Annotated in this window: 14 protein-coding genes; 7 read left to right on the top strand and 7 right to left on the bottom strand. The window is 72.0% G+C overall.

The window, feature by feature from the left end; translation table 11 throughout:
- The first annotated feature begins 8 nt into the window (after positions 1–8).
- Both BM286_RS06940 and trxA read left to right on the top strand, forming a co-directional pair.
- Positions 9–1,634, top strand: coding sequence for a cobyric acid synthase (locus BM286_RS06940; RefSeq protein WP_092920846.1), 1,626 nt, complete (start codon positions 9–11; stop codon positions 1,632–1,634).
- A gap of 58 nt (positions 1,635–1,692) precedes the next feature.
- Positions 1,693–2,181 carry a thioredoxin gene (gene trxA, locus BM286_RS06935; RefSeq protein ID WP_092920845.1) on the top strand — a complete coding sequence of 163 codons (489 nt, stop codon included), beginning with the start codon at positions 1,693–1,695 and terminating at the stop codon, positions 2,179–2,181.
- A gap of 13 nt (positions 2,182–2,194) precedes the next feature.
- Here the strand turns inward: trxA and BM286_RS06930 are convergent, their stop codons facing one another.
- Positions 2,195–2,884, bottom strand: coding sequence for a helix-turn-helix domain-containing protein (locus BM286_RS06930; RefSeq protein ID WP_092920844.1), 690 nt, complete (start codon positions 2,882–2,884; stop codon positions 2,195–2,197).
- 123 nt (positions 2,885–3,007) lie between these two features.
- Between BM286_RS06930 and BM286_RS06925 the strand changes: the two genes are divergently transcribed.
- From BM286_RS06925 to BM286_RS06915, 3 genes are all read left to right on the top strand, one after another.
- Entirely contained in the window at positions 3,008–3,991 is a 984-nt protein-coding gene (locus BM286_RS06925) for a hypothetical protein (protein ID WP_394327274.1), read from the top strand.
- 85 nt (positions 3,992–4,076) lie between these two features.
- Complete coding sequence (gene fdhF / locus BM286_RS06920) at positions 4,077–6,173, top strand: formate dehydrogenase subunit alpha (RefSeq protein ID WP_092920843.1); 2,097 nt, start codon at positions 4,077–4,079, stop codon at positions 6,171–6,173.
- A 117-nt stretch (positions 6,174–6,290) separates the two neighbouring features.
- On the top strand, positions 6,291–7,982 hold the full coding sequence (locus tag BM286_RS06915) for a globin-coupled sensor protein (protein ID WP_241989455.1): 1,692 nt from the start codon (positions 6,291–6,293) through the stop codon (positions 7,980–7,982).
- Between the two features lie 33 nt (positions 7,983–8,015).
- Here BM286_RS06915 and BM286_RS15540 read toward each other — a convergent pair whose 3' ends face one another.
- The gene (locus BM286_RS15540; protein ID WP_167603349.1) at positions 8,016–8,186 is read right to left on the bottom strand and encodes a hypothetical protein; all 171 of its coding nucleotides are present in this window, start codon (positions 8,184–8,186) and stop codon (positions 8,016–8,018) included.
- Between the two features lie 84 nt (positions 8,187–8,270).
- The gene (locus BM286_RS06910) at positions 8,271–8,528 is read right to left on the bottom strand and encodes a MazG-like family protein (RefSeq protein WP_092920842.1); all 258 of its coding nucleotides are present in this window, start codon (positions 8,526–8,528) and stop codon (positions 8,271–8,273) included.
- 113 nt (positions 8,529–8,641) lie between these two features.
- Here BM286_RS06910 and npdG point away from each other — a divergent pair, with 113 nt between their 5' ends.
- Positions 8,642–9,310, top strand: coding sequence for an NADPH-dependent F420 reductase (npdG, locus tag BM286_RS06905; RefSeq protein WP_092920841.1), 669 nt, complete (start codon positions 8,642–8,644; stop codon positions 9,308–9,310).
- Between the two features lie 124 nt (positions 9,311–9,434).
- Positions 9,435–10,277, top strand: a complete 843-nt coding sequence (locus BM286_RS06900; RefSeq protein ID WP_092920840.1) for a polyprenyl synthetase family protein — start codon at positions 9,435–9,437, stop codon at positions 10,275–10,277.
- 50 nt (positions 10,278–10,327) lie between these two features.
- On the opposite strand, the gene BM286_RS06895 is transcribed toward BM286_RS06900, so the two are convergent.
- From BM286_RS06895 to BM286_RS06880, 4 genes are all read right to left on the bottom strand, one after another.
- Positions 10,328–11,482 (bottom strand): multicopper oxidase domain-containing protein, encoded by a 1,155-nt coding sequence (locus BM286_RS06895; RefSeq protein ID WP_092920839.1) that lies wholly within the window; start codon positions 11,480–11,482, stop codon positions 10,328–10,330.
- Positions 11,483–11,652: 170 nt separating this feature from the next.
- Entirely contained in the window at positions 11,653–12,723 is a 1,071-nt protein-coding gene (locus tag BM286_RS06890) for an ABC transporter ATP-binding protein (RefSeq protein WP_092920838.1), read from the bottom strand.
- The gene (locus BM286_RS06885; RefSeq protein ID WP_241988359.1) at positions 12,720–14,078 is read right to left on the bottom strand and encodes an ABC transporter ATP-binding protein; all 1,359 of its coding nucleotides are present in this window, start codon (positions 14,076–14,078) and stop codon (positions 12,720–12,722) included. The genes BM286_RS06890 and BM286_RS06885 overlap by 4 nt, the downstream gene beginning before the upstream one ends.
- Positions 14,075–15,094 carry an ABC transporter permease gene (locus tag BM286_RS06880; protein WP_092920837.1) on the bottom strand — a complete coding sequence of 340 codons (1,020 nt, stop codon included), beginning with the start codon at positions 15,092–15,094 and terminating at the stop codon, positions 14,075–14,077. The genes BM286_RS06885 and BM286_RS06880 overlap by 4 nt, the downstream gene beginning before the upstream one ends.
- Between the last annotated feature and the right edge of the window lies 1 nt (position 15,095).

Below are 15,095 nucleotides of genomic sequence, written 5' to 3'. Positions count from 1 at the left end.
GGGTTCGCGTGAGCGACGCCGACGCGACGGCGGCCGACGGCGGCGCCGACGAGACCGAAGCGGCGGACCGCGACGCCGACACCGTCCTGATCGCGGGCACGGCGAGCCACGTCGGCAAGAGCACGCTGGCGGCCGGGCTCTGCCGACTGCTCGCGCGGCGGGGCGTCTCCGTCGCGCCGTACAAGGCCCAGAACATGAGCAACAACGCCCGGGTCGCGCTCGCGCCTGACGGCGAGTGGGGCGAGATCGGCGTCTCCCAGCGCGTCCAGGCGCGGGCGGCCGAGGTCCCGGCGACGACCGACATGAACCCCGTCCTGCTCAAGCCCCGCGGCGGCGGCGAGAGCCAAGTGATCGTCGACGGCGAGGCGGTCGCGAACGCCCCGGCGTCGGCGTACTACGACGAGCACTGGGACGACGCCCGCGCCGCCGCGGTCGCGGCCCACGAGCGCCTCGCGGCCGACCACGACGCCGTCGTCGCGGAGGGCGCGGGGAGCATCGCCGAGATCAACCTCCGCGACCGCGACCTCGCGAACGTCGAGTGCGCCCGGTTCGCGGACGCGGCGGTCCTGATCGCGGTCGACATCGAGCGCGGCGGCGCGTTCGCGAGCCTCTACGGGACCCTCGAACTGCTCCCCGACGACCTCCGCGAGCGCGTCCGCGGCGCCGTGATCACGAAGTTCCGGGGCGACCCGACCCTCCTCGAACCCGGCATCGAGGAGATCGAGGAGCGGACCGGCGTGCCGATCGTCGGCGTCGTCCCGCACGACGACCCGGGGCTCCCGGCGGAGGACAGCCTCTCGCTGCCGGAGGCGGCGACGGGAGACGGCGACCGGGGTGACGGAGGGACCGGCCGCGACGCCGGCGTCCTCGGCGCCGACGACGGCGTCTCCGAGGAGGCGGCCGTCCGGATCGGCGTTCCGCGGCTCCCGCGCATCTCCAACTTCACCGACCTGGAGCCGCTGGCGCGCGAGCCGGGGGTCCGCGTCGCCTACCTGCCGCTCGACGCCGCGCTCGACGGCGTCGACGCGGTCGTCCTCCCCGGCTCGAAGAACACCGTCGACGACCTGCTCGCGCTCCGCGAGGCGGGGTTCGACGCGGCGCTGCGCGCCTTCGACGGCCCGATCGTCGGCGTCTGCGGCGGGTATCAGATCCTCGGCGAGCGGCTCGTCGACGCCGACGTCGAGGGCGTCGGCGACCGCGAGACGGTTCCGGGGGTCGGGCTCCTCCCGGTCGAGACCGAGTTCTCGGCGGAGAAGCGCGTCGAGCGCGTGACGTGCGCCGTCGACGGCGTCGGGCCGATCGCGGGCGCCGAGGGGCGCGCGACCGGCTACGAGATCCACGCGGGGCGGACGCGGCTCCTCGATGACGCCGCGAGCGGCGACTTAACGACAGAGCCCCTCGGCGCCGAGAGCGTCGCCACCGACCGCGTCCTCGGGACCTACCTCCACGGGCTCTTCGAGACGGCGGTCGTGCGCGACGCCTTCGTCGAGCGGGTCTTCGCGAGCGGGGGTCGGACGCGCCCGGATGGCGCGGCGACCGACCGGTCCCCGTACGAACGCGCGGCCGACCTCGTCGCGGACAACGTGGATCTGGCCGCCGCCGGGCTCGACGGCCTCCTCGGATCGACGGAGTGAGGCGAGAGGCGGATCCGGCGGCGGAAAGTATATTGTTCCAAGCACCCAATACTGTCGCATGAGCGACGCAGCCGACGCGGACGAACCGACGGGCGACGACGCGAGGACCGAGCGCGAACGCATCCGCGAACGGAAGCGCCGGGAGCTCGAAGCGCGTCTCGACGAGGGCGACACGCTCGACGGGGCCGCCGGAACCGACGCCGGCAACGACGGTGGGGCGGGGACTCCGAGCGAGCCGGTTCACGTGAACGGAACGGAGGAGTTCCAGCGGACGGTCGACGACCACGACGTGGTCCTCGTGGACTGCTACGCCGACTGGTGCGGCCCGTGTCAGATGATGGAGCCGGCGATCGAGGCGCTCGCGGCCGAGACCGACGCGGCGGTCGCGAAGGTCGACGTCGACGCGAACCAGGCGGTCGCTCAGCAGCTCGGCGCGCGCAGCATCCCGACGCTCGTCCTGTACGCGGGCGGCGAGGCGGTCGACCGGTTCGTCGGCGCGCAGGACCGCGCGACGCTCGAATCCGCGATCGACGAGCACGCCGCCTGAGGCGAGAGCGCCGTCAGTTCTCGGCCAGCGTCTCTTTGAGGAGCTTCCGCTGTGCCGTCGCGAGGTGTTCGGCGAACGTCGACGGGGAGATGTCGAGCGCGTCGGCGACCGCGCGCGCGTTGGCGTCGCGGGGGCGCTCGAAGTACCCCATCCGGTAGGCGGTCCGCAACACCTCGCGCTGGCGGTCGGTGAGCCGGCCGCGGTCGACGAGGGTCCGGTCCGACGCCCCGTCGTCGCGCGCCGTGCCCTCGACGAGGTAGCGGACTTCGACGCGCTCCGCGCTCCCGTCGAGCGCAGAGACGACGTCGCGCAGGCGTTCGAGTTCGGGGAGATGGAGCGTCAAGAGGAGGACGCCGTCCTCGGCGCGCGCGTCCGCGATCGGACAGTCGAGCTCCTCGATGACCCGACAGGCGCACCCCCCGTCGCGCGGGCGGTCGTACCGGTACACCCGCTCGTCGCCGAGGTCGACCACCGACTCGGGGTCCGGGATGCCCTCCGCGGTGTCGACCGCGTCCGGGTGGCGGACGCGGAACTCCTCGGTGTGCGTGTCGCCCGCGTGCGTCCAGTTGATGCCAGTAATCGGGCCGTCGTGGGCTGTCGACGCGTCGACGAGCGGGCAGTTCCCCGTCCCGTGGATCGCGATCCCCGCCCGGACGCCGTCGGGCGTCGCGGGGTCGCCGGGGGACTTCCCGTCGGTTCCCATCGAACGCCGGTTCGTGCGACGGACACAAAGGCCTGATCCCCAACGAGCGGGACGTTCGGCCCCCGAGAAGGCCCGCAGTACTGAGGGTCGGCCTGTATCGGGCAGCCGCACCGAGTCGGGGCCGTGAACCGAGCGATCCACGCCCTCGGAGCGTTCGCCCTGGCCGGTGCCGGGGCCGGAATGAGCGTCGCGGCGACGGCCGGCCTCGCGGTTGGAGTCCACGCCGGGCCGGACCCGCTGATCGGAGCGGTCGTCCTCGCCGTCGTCGCGGTGAGCCTCGGATACGTCGCCGCGAAGGAGACCCGAGACGCGCTGCGGACCGACGGCTTCCGCGTCACGCGGACCGACCTCGGCAACGCGGCCGCCGTGGCCGTTGCGGCGCCGGTCACGTACGCCCTCTCCGTGACGGTCGGCACCGGGCCGGTCGTGGCGTCCGCGCTCGTCGGGCTCTGCGCGCACCTCCTGACGGAGACGTACGGCGCGCCCGCGTACTGCGGCTCGTTCGTCGGGATGGCGACCCCGGCGGCCGGGGCCGACCTCGGCGCCGTGGCCGCCGCGGCGGTCGCCGCCGCCGCCGTCTTCGTGCTCGCGAAGCGCGCGTTCAACGGGTTCGGCGGGAAGCTCGGCACGACGGCGTTCGTCGGGTGCCTGTCGGTGGCCGCGTTCGGCGGGCTCGCCCCCGGAACGGGGTCGGTCCCGGAGCCGACGGTCGCGGCGGGACTGGTCGCCGCGGCGGGCCTCGCCGCGGTCGTCACGTACCTCCTCTCCGTCAGGCTCGACCACGGCCCGGTCGTCGGGAGCGCGGTCGTCGGGCTCGTCGCCGGCGTCGTCTGCCCGCCGCTGTTCGCCGCCGGCGACGCGGTCGCGGCGGTCGCCTTCTGCGCGTCGTTCGCCGGGATGGCCACGCCGGAGCGGATCCCGGGCCCCGGGCCGATGTTGCTGGCCGGCGGCGTCGCCGGCGCCGTCTTCGTCGGTGCGACGCCGTACTTCGTCGGCTTCGGCGGGAAGCTCGGCACGATCGCGTTCACCGCCTGCCTCGTGACCGCCGGCGCCCTGTCGCTCGGCCGCCACGTGGCGCCGGTCGGCGGGGACGCCGTGACGGGGTGAGCCGCCGCGGTCGGCCGACCGCGTGATAAAAGGCCACGCTACGCCGGTGTGGTTCGGAGGGGCCTAGAGCTCCTACCCGAAGCCGATGACCGACCCGAGCGAGACGACCGAGCGGCGCTTCGAGTCGAACCCCACCGTCTGCCCGTTCTGCGGCGTCGGCTGCAGCGTCGAGTACGCCGGCCGCGGGAGCGCGACCGGCGTCGAGGGACCGGTGAACGAGCGGGGCGAGATATGCCCGAAGGGGGCGGCCGCGTTCGACGTGGTCGACAGCGACGACCGCCTGACGGAGCCGCTGGTGCGTCACGACGGGCGCTTCGTCACGGCGCCGTGGGAGGCGGCGCTCGACCGCGCGGTCGAGGGGATCGGCGAGGTGGTCGACGAGCACGGGCCGGACGCGGTCCAGTTCTTCGCCTCCTCGAACTGCACGAACGAGGAGAACTACGTCCTCCAGAAGCTCGCGCGGGTCCTCGGGACGAACAACGTGGACAACTGCGCGCGGCTCTGTCACGCCTCGACGGTCGCGGCGATGAGCGAGCGGCTCGGCGCGGGCGCGATGACGAACACCCTCGACGACCTGGGGGAGGCGGACTGTATCCTCGTCAACGGCGCCAACCCGGCCGAGCAACACCCCGTCGCGTTCCGGTCGTACATCCTCCCGGCGGTCCGCGACGGCGCGACGCTGGTCCACGTCGACCCGCGCGCGAACGACACGACCGAGGCGGCCGACGTCCACCTCCCGCTGCGGCCCGGCACGGACATCGAGTTGCTGAACGCGGTCGCCGCGACGCTCGTCGAGGAGGGCCTCGTCGACGAGGCGTTCCTCGACGAGCGCACGACCGGGTTCGACCGGCTGCGCGAACGCCTCGTCGACGTGGACGTCGCCGCGAACGCCGAGGCGGCCGGCGTCGAGCCCGAGGCGATCAGGGAGGCGGCGCGGGCGTACGGCGAGGCCGACCGCGCCGCGATCGTGACGGGGATGGGGACGAGCCAGCACCGCTGCGGCACCGACAACGTCCACGCCCTCCTCAACCTCGCGCTCCTGACCGGCAACGTCGGCCGCCCCGGGACCGGCGTGAACCCCCTGCGCGGCCAGAACAACGTCCAGGGCGCGAGCGACGTGGGCGGGCTCCCGAGCGTGCTCCCCGGCTACGAGCCCGTGACCGACCCGGACGCCCGGGAGCGCGTCGCCGCCGAGTGGGGCGTCGAGCCGCCGGCGGAGCCCGGACTCACCGAGGTCGAGGCGACCCACCGCTTCGGTGACGACGTGCGCGCGGCAGTCGTTTTCGGCGAGAACCCGGCGGTCACCGAGCCGAACGCGACCGCGGTCGCGTCGGCGTTCGACGACCTCGATTACTGCGTCGTGATCGACCTGTTCGAGACGCGGACGGCGGCGCACGCGGACGTGGTCCTCCCCGGGAGCGCGTGGGCCGAGAAGTGCGGCACGGTGACGAACACCGACCGGCGCGTGCTGCGGATGCGGCCGAACGCCGACCTGCCGGGGAACGCCCGCCGCGACTTCGATATCCTGACCGCCCTCGGCCGGCGGCTGACCGACCGCCCGGAGGCGTTCGACTACGACCGCCCCGAGGCTGCGTTCGAGGAGCTGACCCGCGTCGCGCCGATATACGAGGGGATGAGCTACGCGGGGATCGGTGACGGCTACCAGCGGTGGCCGTTCGACGCCGACGCGGGGCGCGGCACGGAGGTGTTACACGCGGAGACGTTCGCGACCGGCGAGCGCACCGCGCCCCTCGCGGTCGTCGACCCGGTCCCGCCCGCGGACGACCTCGACCCGGACGAGCTGGTCCTCACGACCGGCCGCGTGCTCCAGCACTTCAACAGCGGCGCGCTCAGCCGGCGCTCCGATCGGCTCGTGGCGATGCGCGGCGAGGACGCCCTCCAGGTCCACCCGAGCGACGCCGCGGAGCGCGGCATCGAGGACGGCGACCGCGTGACCGTCTCGAACGAGCGCGGGACCGTCGAGGTCGCGGCCGAGGTCACGCCGGCGGTCCGCGAGGGCGTGACGTTCTGTACGTTCCACTACCCGGAGCCGCTCGCGAACGCGCTGACCGGCGACGCGCTCGACCCCGAGGCGAAGATCCCCGAGTTCAAGCACTCGGCCGTCGCGGTCGAGCCCGCCGCCGAGGCGGGCGAGGGAAGCGGGGCGACCGGGGACGACTAGGCGATCGCCGACGCCGCGTTCCCGATCGTCCGTCCCCGAGCCGCCCCGCTGATCCCCGGTATCGCCGGTGAGAAGCACGGGTCACCATTTATATAACCCAAGCAGAGAAGCTTCGGTATGGCTACATCCGGAGAGTACGGCCGGGACGACTTCGGCCGGGGCGGCCTGAACGAGGGGCTCGACGCGTCGGAACTTGTCGACGAGATCGGGCTCGACGCCGACGAGATCGCGTGGCGAAAAGAGTTCGTCGGCTTCGACGCGGAGGACGAGCGGCGCCTGAGCCGGTACGAGGACGCATTCGCGGAGAACGCCGACCAAGTAGCGGACGACTTCTACGAGAACCTCACCGGCCACCAGCAGACGGTCGACGTGATCGGTCGGTCCGAGAAGGGTATCGAACAGCTCAAGCGGACGCAGTCGGCGTACCTCGTGACGCTCGCCGGGGGCGAGTACGGCGAGGAGTACTTCGAGGACCGGGCGCGGATCGGGAAGATCCACGACGTGCTGGAGATGCCGATGAAACACTACCTCGGCCAGTACGGCGTGTACTACGACCTCATCCTGCCGATCGTCGGCGACCGCCTCGCGGACTCGCTCACCGACCGGCTGGCCCCCGACGCCGCCGGTGAGACGGTCGACGACGCGACCGCGGCGGCGGTCGAGGAGGAGGTCGACGACGCGATCGAGGACCTGCTCTCTATCCTCCGGATCGTTAACCTCGACATGCAGGTCGTCACGGACACGTACATCCACTCGTACAGCGAGAAACTCTCGGCGGCGATCGAGCAGAACGAGCGGCTGATGGCGGACGTGGAAGAGGAGGTCGAAGAGCCGATCGCCGACCTGCGCGAGTCGGCGAGCGACGTCGCCGACAGCGCCGCCGAGGTCGGCGACGCGGCCGAGGACCAGTCGCGGCGGGTCGCCGAGGTCTCCTCGGAGGTGGCGAACCTCTCGGCGACGGTCGAGGAGGTTGCGTCGACCGCCGACGAGGTCGAGCGGACCAGCGGTCGGGCGGAGACGCTCGCGGAGGACGGGGCAGACGCGGCCGACGACGCCGCGGCGGCCATGGACGACATCGGTGCCGCGGTCGACGAGGTGGCGGAGGACGTCGAGACGCTTCAAGACCGGGTCGAGGAGATTGACGAGTTCGTCGACGCGATCAACGGCATCGCCGACCAGACGAACCTCCTCGCGCTGAACGCCTCGATCGAGGCGGCGCGCGCTGGGGACGCCGGCGCCGGCTTCGGCGTCGTCGCGGACGAAATAAAGTCGCTGGCGGAGGAGTCGCAGGGCCACGCGAGCGACATCGAAGCGATGGTCGAGGGCATCCGCACCGACACCGATGAGACCGTCGAGAGCCTCTCGGAGACGACTGTCCGGGTCGACGAGGGGAGCGAGCGCGTCGACGACGCGACCGAGAGCCTCACTGCCATCGCCGAGGCGGTGACGGAGACGGCGAACGGGATCGACGAGGTCTCGGACGTGACCGACGAGCAGGCCGCCGCGGCCGAAGAGATCGCCGCGACGGTCGACGGGGTGGTCGAGCAGTCGAACCGGATCAGCGAGCGAATGACAGGGTTGGCCGAAGAGAGCGAGCGGCAGTCGGCGGCGGTCGAGACCCTCGAGCGGGCCGTTCGCCGGTTGACCGCAGACGGCGGCGGGCCTTCCGCGGCGTCTCGCACGGACGGCGGGCGGTCGGTGCCGGCCGGGCTGCCGGAGGGGATGCCGCAGTTCGTGATCGACCGTCTCTCCGACGAGGAGTTGCGGGCGATCGCGGCCGGAGAGCTGGAGATGGATGACCTGCGGTAAGTCGACGGCGGCGTCCCGCCCCGCAGGCCGGGGTCAGGGGGAGAAGTAGGCGTCCGGCCCGCGGACGCTCCGAAGCTCGCGGACCCGCCGGGCGCCACACCGGCCGCAGGCGGCCGGCTCGTCGGTTTCGTCGGGCTGCGCGAACACCGTCTCGCAGGCGTCGCAGACGATGTAGCGGAGTGCGAGCGACGGAGTCTCGGCCATGGGGTCGGGTAGGTGGCCGACGCACTTGAACCGACACCCCCGGAGCGTCGCTGCCGCCTCGAGCCGGCCTCGTCGCCCAGGACGCTATTGCCCCGAGCCGGCATCGCCGGTCGACTCGATCCGCGCCTCATACTTCGCCAGCGCGAGCAGCGCGAACAGCGCGTCCCCGATCTCGTCGGTCGCGATCGAGGCGGCGTTGGGGTTGCGTCCGTAGTCGGTCGAGGTTGTCACTTCCTTCGCGATCTCGCCGACCTCGCTCTCTAAGTCGAGAGCGTGGTACGCGAGGTCGGTCTTCAGTCCGTACTCATCGATGAACGCGGCGACGCGGTCCTGATCGTCCATAGAAGTCGCCTCCGCGCGATCGGTCAAGAGTCCCCCGCTGTCCGGTCGCCTTCGGTCGTGGCGAGGACGGCCGGTCGCGCAACCCATAAGCCGCGAGCGGCCCCACAGATCGTATGAAAATCGCCATCTTGGGCGGCACCGGCGACATCGGCGAGGGACTCGCGCTGCGGCTGGCGGCGGACACGCCCCACCGGGTCGCGGTCGGGTCACGAGAGGCCGAGAAAGCCGAGACCAAGGCCGAAGAGTACACGACGGAGCTGGAGAGCCGCGGGCTCGACGCCGCGGTTACCGGCGGCGAGAACGCCGCGGTCGCCGCCGACGCGCGGGTCGTCGTCCTCGCGGTCCCGCCGTACCACGTCGGCGACACCGTGGAGGCGGTGGCGGCGTCGCTGGACGACGGCGACGTACTCGTCTCGCCCGCCACGGGGATGAAACGCGACGAGGAGGGGTTCCACTATCACAAGCCCGGCGCGGGCTCGGTGACGAAGATCGTCGCGGACGCGGCGCCCGAGGGCGTCGCCGTCGTCGGCGCGTTCCACAACCTCGCGGCCGCGCGGCTCGCGAACCTCGACGCCGAGCTGGGCGTCGACACGCTCGTCATCGGTGACGACGAGGACGCGAAACGGACCGTCGCGGACGTCGCGGAGGGGATCGAGGGGCTGCGCGCCCTCGACGCCGGCGGGATCGCCAACGCGACCGAGATCGAGGGGCTCACGCCGCTCCTCATCAACGTCGCCTCGAACAACGACGGCCTCCACGATCTGGGCGTGCGGTTCCGGTAGCCCGGGTGCGACGGGAGCGACCGCCGCCGAATATCGGGCGACCGGACCCCGGCGGACCGGTGGTCGACCGCGCCGGACGGCGGTTCCGTTAGGCCTTTGCGCGCCGGGACCCTCCGAACGGTAGATGGAGTACTTGCAGCGTCGGGTCGGGCTGGTCGAAGACCGGATCGAGTCGGTCATCGACGACGTCGAGCCCGACGAGCTGTCCGAGGAGGTCGGCCACGTCGTCCTCGCCGGCGGCAAGCGGGTCCGCCCCGCGGTGACCGTCCTCGCCTGCGAGGCGTTCGACGGCGACCCCGAGCAGGCGGTCGACTTCGCGGCCGGCATCGAGTTCGTCCACAACGCCTCGCTCGTGATCGACGACATCATCGACCGCTCCGAGGTCCGCCGGGGCACCGCCGCCGCGTGGGCGGAGTTCGGCTACGGCCCGGCGATCATCGCCAGCGACGGCCTGCTCGGCGAGGCGTTCGCGCTGTTCTCCGCCGACCCGCGCGCGATGCGCACCGTCGCCGAGGCGATGGTCGAACTCGGGGAGGGCGAGGCGACGGAGCTCGCGGCGCGTCCGAGCACCGAGGCGGAGTACATGGAGCTGGCGCGCCGGAAGACGGGCGCGCTGTTCCGCGCGGCCGCCGAGCTGGGCGCGGTCGCGGGCGGCGCCGACCCCCACGCGATCGACTCGTTCGGGGAGTACGCCGAGCGCGTCGGCGTCGCCTTCCAGATGCGCGACGACGTGTTGGACGCCACCGCCGACGCCGACGACCTCGGCAAGCCGACGGGACAGGACGCCGAGATGGACCGGCCCTCGGTGCTCCAGGTCACGTCGCTGTCGCCGGAGGAGATCGACGAGCGCGCCCGGGCGGAGTCCGAGCGGGCGCTGGCCGCGCTCGACGATGCGGACCCGCCGGAGACCGAGGCGATCGAGTACCTCCGCGACCTCGCGGAGTTCGTCGTCGTGCGCGAGCGGTAGGCGGAGAGCGGTAGGAGAGAGCAGTCCGCGCGGCCCGCCGTACGCGAACCTTAGAGCTCGTAGCCCGCCTTCTCCATGAGGTCCGCGAACACGTCCGTCCCCATCGCCTGCTCGTAGACGATGGCGGTGAGCATCCCGCCGGGGTAGATCCCGTCGTTCTGGACGTGGTCGACCTTGTGACAGTGTATCGGGTAGATGCCGGGATCCGCGTTCGCCTCGAACTCGACGGTGTACCGCTCCGCGGGCGCGACGTTCACCACGTCCTCGGGGAGCTGTAACACCTCGGGGTACTCGGCGCCGTCCTTCTCGACCGTGCGGAACCGGTGGTTGTGCGTGTGCATCGGGTGGGCCATGAACCCCGCGTTGACCAGGTGGAGCCGCACCGTGTCCCCCCGGCTGACGACGATCGGCGAGCCGTGGTCCGGGTTGAACGTGTACGGCGCGACGCGACCGTTGATCGTGAACGCGTCCGGCCGCCGGTTCTGGACGTCGTAGGCGGCGTCCTCGCCGCCGTACGACCGGGAGAGCCGCGTGTCCCAGTCCTTCAGCGTCATGAACTGCTCGACGTCGGCCGCCTCGTACCCCTCGGGGTCGATACGGAGGATCCCGTACATCCCCATGTCCATGTGCATCGGGGTGTTGAAGTGGCAGTGGTAGAGGTGGGTGCCGGGCACGTCCGCGCCGATCTCGTAGGTGTGCGTCTCGCCGGGCATCACGGTGAGTCCCGTCGTCGACGGGACGCCGTCGTCCTTCCACGACTTCGAGACCCCGTGGAAGTGGAGCGTGTGGGGCATCTCCCCGTCGGTGTTGTCGAGCGTGATCGACAGGTCGTCACCCTCGGTCGCCCGGAGGACCGGCCCGGGCACGCTCGGCGTCCCGTCGTCGGCCTGGAACGCCCACGTCACCGGCATCTCGACCGGCCCGCCCAGCGAGCCGCCGGGGTGGGCCGCGTGGCGGGCGTGGACCGTGCGCAGCGTCACCTCACGGCCGCGCTCGTCGAGGTCGACGACCTCCGGCGAGCCCGTCTCGGGGAGTGCGGGCTCCTCGTCGTCGGTCTGCGTCGGTCCCGCACCGTCACCGGTCGCGGCGGTGGTGACCGTCTGGCTCATACAGCCCGCCAGCCCGGCGACGCCCGAGAGCCCAGCCGCCTGAAGGATCGTTCGCCGCGCGAAGCCGCCGTCGGAACCGGAGTCACTGTGCGTCATGTCTCAATCGAGGGGAAGCGGCGGCATAACCCGGTCGCGGCTTCTCGCCTCGGGGTACGACTGACGAACTTGTTCGGGGCGTAGCATATAAACGAATCGGCGGTCGCGAAGACGTTCGGTCGGCGACGGTCGCGGCCGGCGGCTCGGGGGGACCGCGGCGACGCCGGCGCTCAGTCGTCCGCCGGCTCGCCGGTGTCGGCCGCTCCCTCGGCCGCCTCGTTCTGGCCGATCGGATCGCTGTCCCAGTACGCGTGACCGTCGTCCGCGCGGAAGCAGGCGGCGGTCCGGCCGTCACCCACGTCGTATCCCGGCGGCGCCGACTCCCGGCAGGCCGCGCGCGCCTCCGGACAGCGCGTGTGGAACCGACAGCCCGCGGGCGGGTTCCGCGGCGAGGGCACGTCGCCGTGGAGCGTCTCGAACTCCTCGTCGCGGGCGTCCGTACTCGCCCGCGGGACGCTCGATAACAGCGCCCTCGTGTACGGGTGCGCGGGGTCGTCGAATATCTCCTCGACCGGGCCGATCTCGACGATCTCCCCTAAGTACATCACCGCGACGCGGTCGCAGACGTGCCGGACCACGCCGAGGTTGTGCGCGATGAAGAGGAACGTGAGCCCGAAGTCCTCTTGCAGGTCTTCGAGCAGGTTGAGGATCTGCGCCTGAACGCTCACGTCGAGCGCCGACACCGGCTCGTCGAGGACGACGAAGTCGGGGTCTAAGGCGAGCGCTCGGGCGATCCCGATCCGCTGGCGCTGGCCGCCGGAGAACTCGTGGGGGTACCGGTCGATCTGGTCGGCGGAGAGGCCGACGCGTTCGAGCAGGTCCCGCGCGGTCTCGCGGCGCTGGGCCTTGTCGGCGATGTCGTGAATTCGGAGCCCCTCCGTGACGATGTCTCCGGTGGTCATCCGCGGGTCGAGACTGGAGAACGGGTCCTGGAACACGATCTGCGCGCGCCGCCGGAACTCCGTCAGTTCCTGCGACCCCATCCCGCGAACGTCCGCACCGTCGAAGGCGATCTCGCCGGCGGTCGGCTCCCGGAGCCGCAACACCGTTTCGCCGGTCGTCGACTTCCCGCAGCCGGACTCGCCGACGAGCCCCAGCGTCTCGCCCTCGCGCACGTCGAAGGAGACGCCGTCGACCGCCTTCACGCTCGCTGACTCCTCCCCGAGCAGGCGGTCGAGGAGCGACGGGTCGTCCGCGTAGTACTTCTTCAGTCCCTCGACGGAGAGCAGCGAGTCGCTCATTCGTCGTCACCTCCGTCGGTCGCGGCCGCGGCACCGTCGTCGGGACCGGCGGCGTCGCCGCCCCCGCCGAAGTAGTCGTCCCGGAGCGCGTCCGCCGGGTCGTACTCGCGGGCCGCGAGGACGCACTTGACGCCGTGGTCGGCCGCGGCGTCGACCGTCGCCTCGGCCGGCTTCTCGAGGCAGGCGTCCATCGCCTTCGGACACCGGTCCGCGAAGTAACACCGGTCGTCCATCTCGGCGTCGACCAGGCTCGGGACGTTGCCCGCGATCGGCTCGAGCCGCGCCCGCGGGTCGTCCACGTCGGGGATCGAACCGAGGAGCCCCCGCGTGTACGGGTGAACGGTCTCTTCGAACACCGAGTCGAGCGTGCCGCGCTCGACGACCTCGCCCGCGTACATCACGCAGACGCGGTCGCACATCTCCGCGATCACGCCGAGGTCGTGGGTGATGAGGACGACGCTCATCCCGCGCTCCGCCTGAATCTCTTTCAGCAGGTTCAGGATCTGCGCCTGGATCGTCACGTCGAGGGCGGTCGTCGGCTCGTCGGCGATCAGCACGTCCGGCTCGCCGGCGAGCGCCTGCGCGATCATCGCGCGCTGGAGCATCCCCCCGGAGAACTGGCCGGGGTACTCGTCGACGCGCTCCTCCGGGTCGGGGATCCCGACCTGCCCGAGCAGTTCGACCGCCCGGTCCATGCTCTCCTCGCTCGTGTAGTCGCGGCCGGGAACGAGCCCGTCGAGCAGGTACTTCCCGAGCCCGTACCCCTGGGTCCGCGAGCGCGTCGAACGGGGGTTCGCCCGCGCCCGGCGCTGGACCTCGACCGCCTCGGCGATCTGCTCGCCGACCGTGATCGAGGGGTTGAAGCTGCTCATCGGGTCCTGGAAGATGACGCTGAAGGAGGGGCCGCGAAGCGACCGCCGGACGTTCGCCGGCACGGTCCGGAGGTCGACGTGGTCGCCGTCGACCCGCACCGCCTCCGCGTCGCTGAACTCCTCCGCGAGGTCGCCGTCCCGGTACCACACCTCGCCGGCGGTGATCCGGCCGGGGCTCTCGACGAGGTCGACGAGCGACAGCGCGGTCACCGACTTGCCGGACCCCGACTCGCCGACCACGCCGAGGATCTCGTCTTCCCGGAGGTCGAACGACACCGACTCGACCGCGTTGATCTGTCCCTCCTCGGTGAAAAAGCGCGTCGAGAGGTCGCGGACCGACAGCACGTCGTCGGCACTAGGAACCCCGGTCGGAGTCGCCTCGCCGGGGGGAGCGGCGCCGAGGCCGTCGGCCGCGTCGCCGTCGGTCGCCGCGGAGGACTCGCTCCCGGCCGGATCGCCGCCCGGCCGCCCGGCGTCGCTCATGCGGCACCCCCTTCACCCTCGATGCCGGGGTCGAGCGCGTCGCGGAGCCAGTCGCCAAGCAGGTTGATCCCGATCACCGACAGCATGATCGCGAGCCCGGGGATCGAGGCGATCCACCACTGCCCGGAGGAGACGTAGTCGCGCCCCTGCGCGATGTCGAAGCCCCACGAGAGCGTCGTGCCGGAGAAGCCGAGGAACGACAGCGAGCTCTCCAGGAGGATGATCGCCGCCACCTGTACGGTCCCGAGGACGATGATCGGCGTGATCGCGTTCGGCAGGATGTGCCGGAGGATGATCGTGTTGTTGTCGGCGCCCAGCGCGCGCGACGCCTTCACGTACTCCTGCCCGCGCAGGGAGAGCGCCTCCCCGCGGGCGACCCGGGCGAACCACACCCAGTTGACGAGGCCGACGACGATCACCACCGTTATCGGCAACACGAAGGTCTCGGGCATCTCCGGCGCGAGCCCGGCGGCGACGAACGGGTCGGGGATATCCACCGCCGCGCGGCCCCACAGCCCGATCAGCGCGACCGCCAACACGAGCGAGGGGAACGCGAGGCTGACGTCGGCGATCCGCATCAGCACGTCGTCGACGCGGCCGCGGTGGTAGCCGGCGAGCAAGCCGACCGGAACGCCGATCGACGCCGCCAGCAGCGTGCCGAGCACGCCGACGACGAGCGACGTCCGAGCGCCGTACACCACCCGCGAGAACATGTCGCGGCCGAGCCCGTCGGTGCCGAACACGTGGTCGGGGTCGGCGGTGATCTCGACCTCCTCGGTGACGGTCCGGATCTCGCCGTCGACCATCTGCGAGGAGGTCCGCTCCTCCGTCTGCGAGAAGCCGATCGGCGGCAGCTCGCTCTGGTTGAGCTGTTGGTCGGTCGGGTTGTGGGGCGCGATGAACGGGGCGAACACGGCGGTCAGCACGATGACCACCACCAGCGCCAGCCCGAGCTTCGCGAGCCCGCTCCGTTTGAACTCCTTTTTGAGATTTCGAATGACACGTGACGAGACCATA

Source organism: Halorubrum sodomense (assembly GCF_900111935.1).
GTDB classification, from domain to species: Archaea; Halobacteriota; Halobacteria; order Halobacteriales; family Haloferacaceae; genus Halorubrum; species Halorubrum sodomense.
The sequence above is the reverse complement of the archived record's forward strand: the minus strand, read 5'-3'. Positions and strand labels throughout refer to the sequence as shown.

Excerpts from the sequence above, each read along its gene's own strand:
- trxA (WP_092920845.1), top strand. The coding sequence starts at position 1,693 with ATGAGCGACGCAGCCGACGCGGACGAACCGACGGGCGACGACGCGAGG.
- BM286_RS06930 (WP_092920844.1), bottom strand. The coding sequence starts at position 2,884 with ATGGGAACCGACGGGAAGTCCCCCGGCGACCCCGCGACGCCCGACGGC.
- fdhF (WP_092920843.1), top strand. The coding sequence starts at position 4,077 with ATGACCGACCCGAGCGAGACGACCGAGCGGCGCTTCGAGTCGAACCCC.
- BM286_RS06915 (WP_241989455.1), top strand. The coding sequence starts at position 6,291 with ATGGCTACATCCGGAGAGTACGGCCGGGACGACTTCGGCCGGGGCGGC.
- BM286_RS15540 (WP_167603349.1), bottom strand. The coding sequence starts at position 8,186 with ATGGCCGAGACTCCGTCGCTCGCACTCCGCTACATCGTCTGCGACGCC.
- BM286_RS06910 (WP_092920842.1), bottom strand. The coding sequence starts at position 8,528 with ATGGACGATCAGGACCGCGTCGCCGCGTTCATCGATGAGTACGGACTG.
- npdG (WP_092920841.1), top strand. The coding sequence starts at position 8,642 with ATGAAAATCGCCATCTTGGGCGGCACCGGCGACATCGGCGAGGGACTC.
- BM286_RS06900 (WP_092920840.1), top strand. The coding sequence starts at position 9,435 with ATGGAGTACTTGCAGCGTCGGGTCGGGCTGGTCGAAGACCGGATCGAG.
- BM286_RS06895 (WP_092920839.1), bottom strand. The coding sequence starts at position 11,482 with ATGACGCACAGTGACTCCGGTTCCGACGGCGGCTTCGCGCGGCGAACG.
- BM286_RS06890 (WP_092920838.1), bottom strand. The coding sequence starts at position 12,723 with ATGAGCGACTCGCTGCTCTCCGTCGAGGGACTGAAGAAGTACTACGCG.
- BM286_RS06885 (WP_241988359.1), bottom strand. The coding sequence starts at position 14,078 with ATGAGCGACGCCGGGCGGCCGGGCGGCGATCCGGCCGGGAGCGAGTCC.
- BM286_RS06880 (WP_092920837.1), bottom strand. The coding sequence starts at position 15,094 with ATGGTCTCGTCACGTGTCATTCGAAATCTCAAAAAGGAGTTCAAACGG.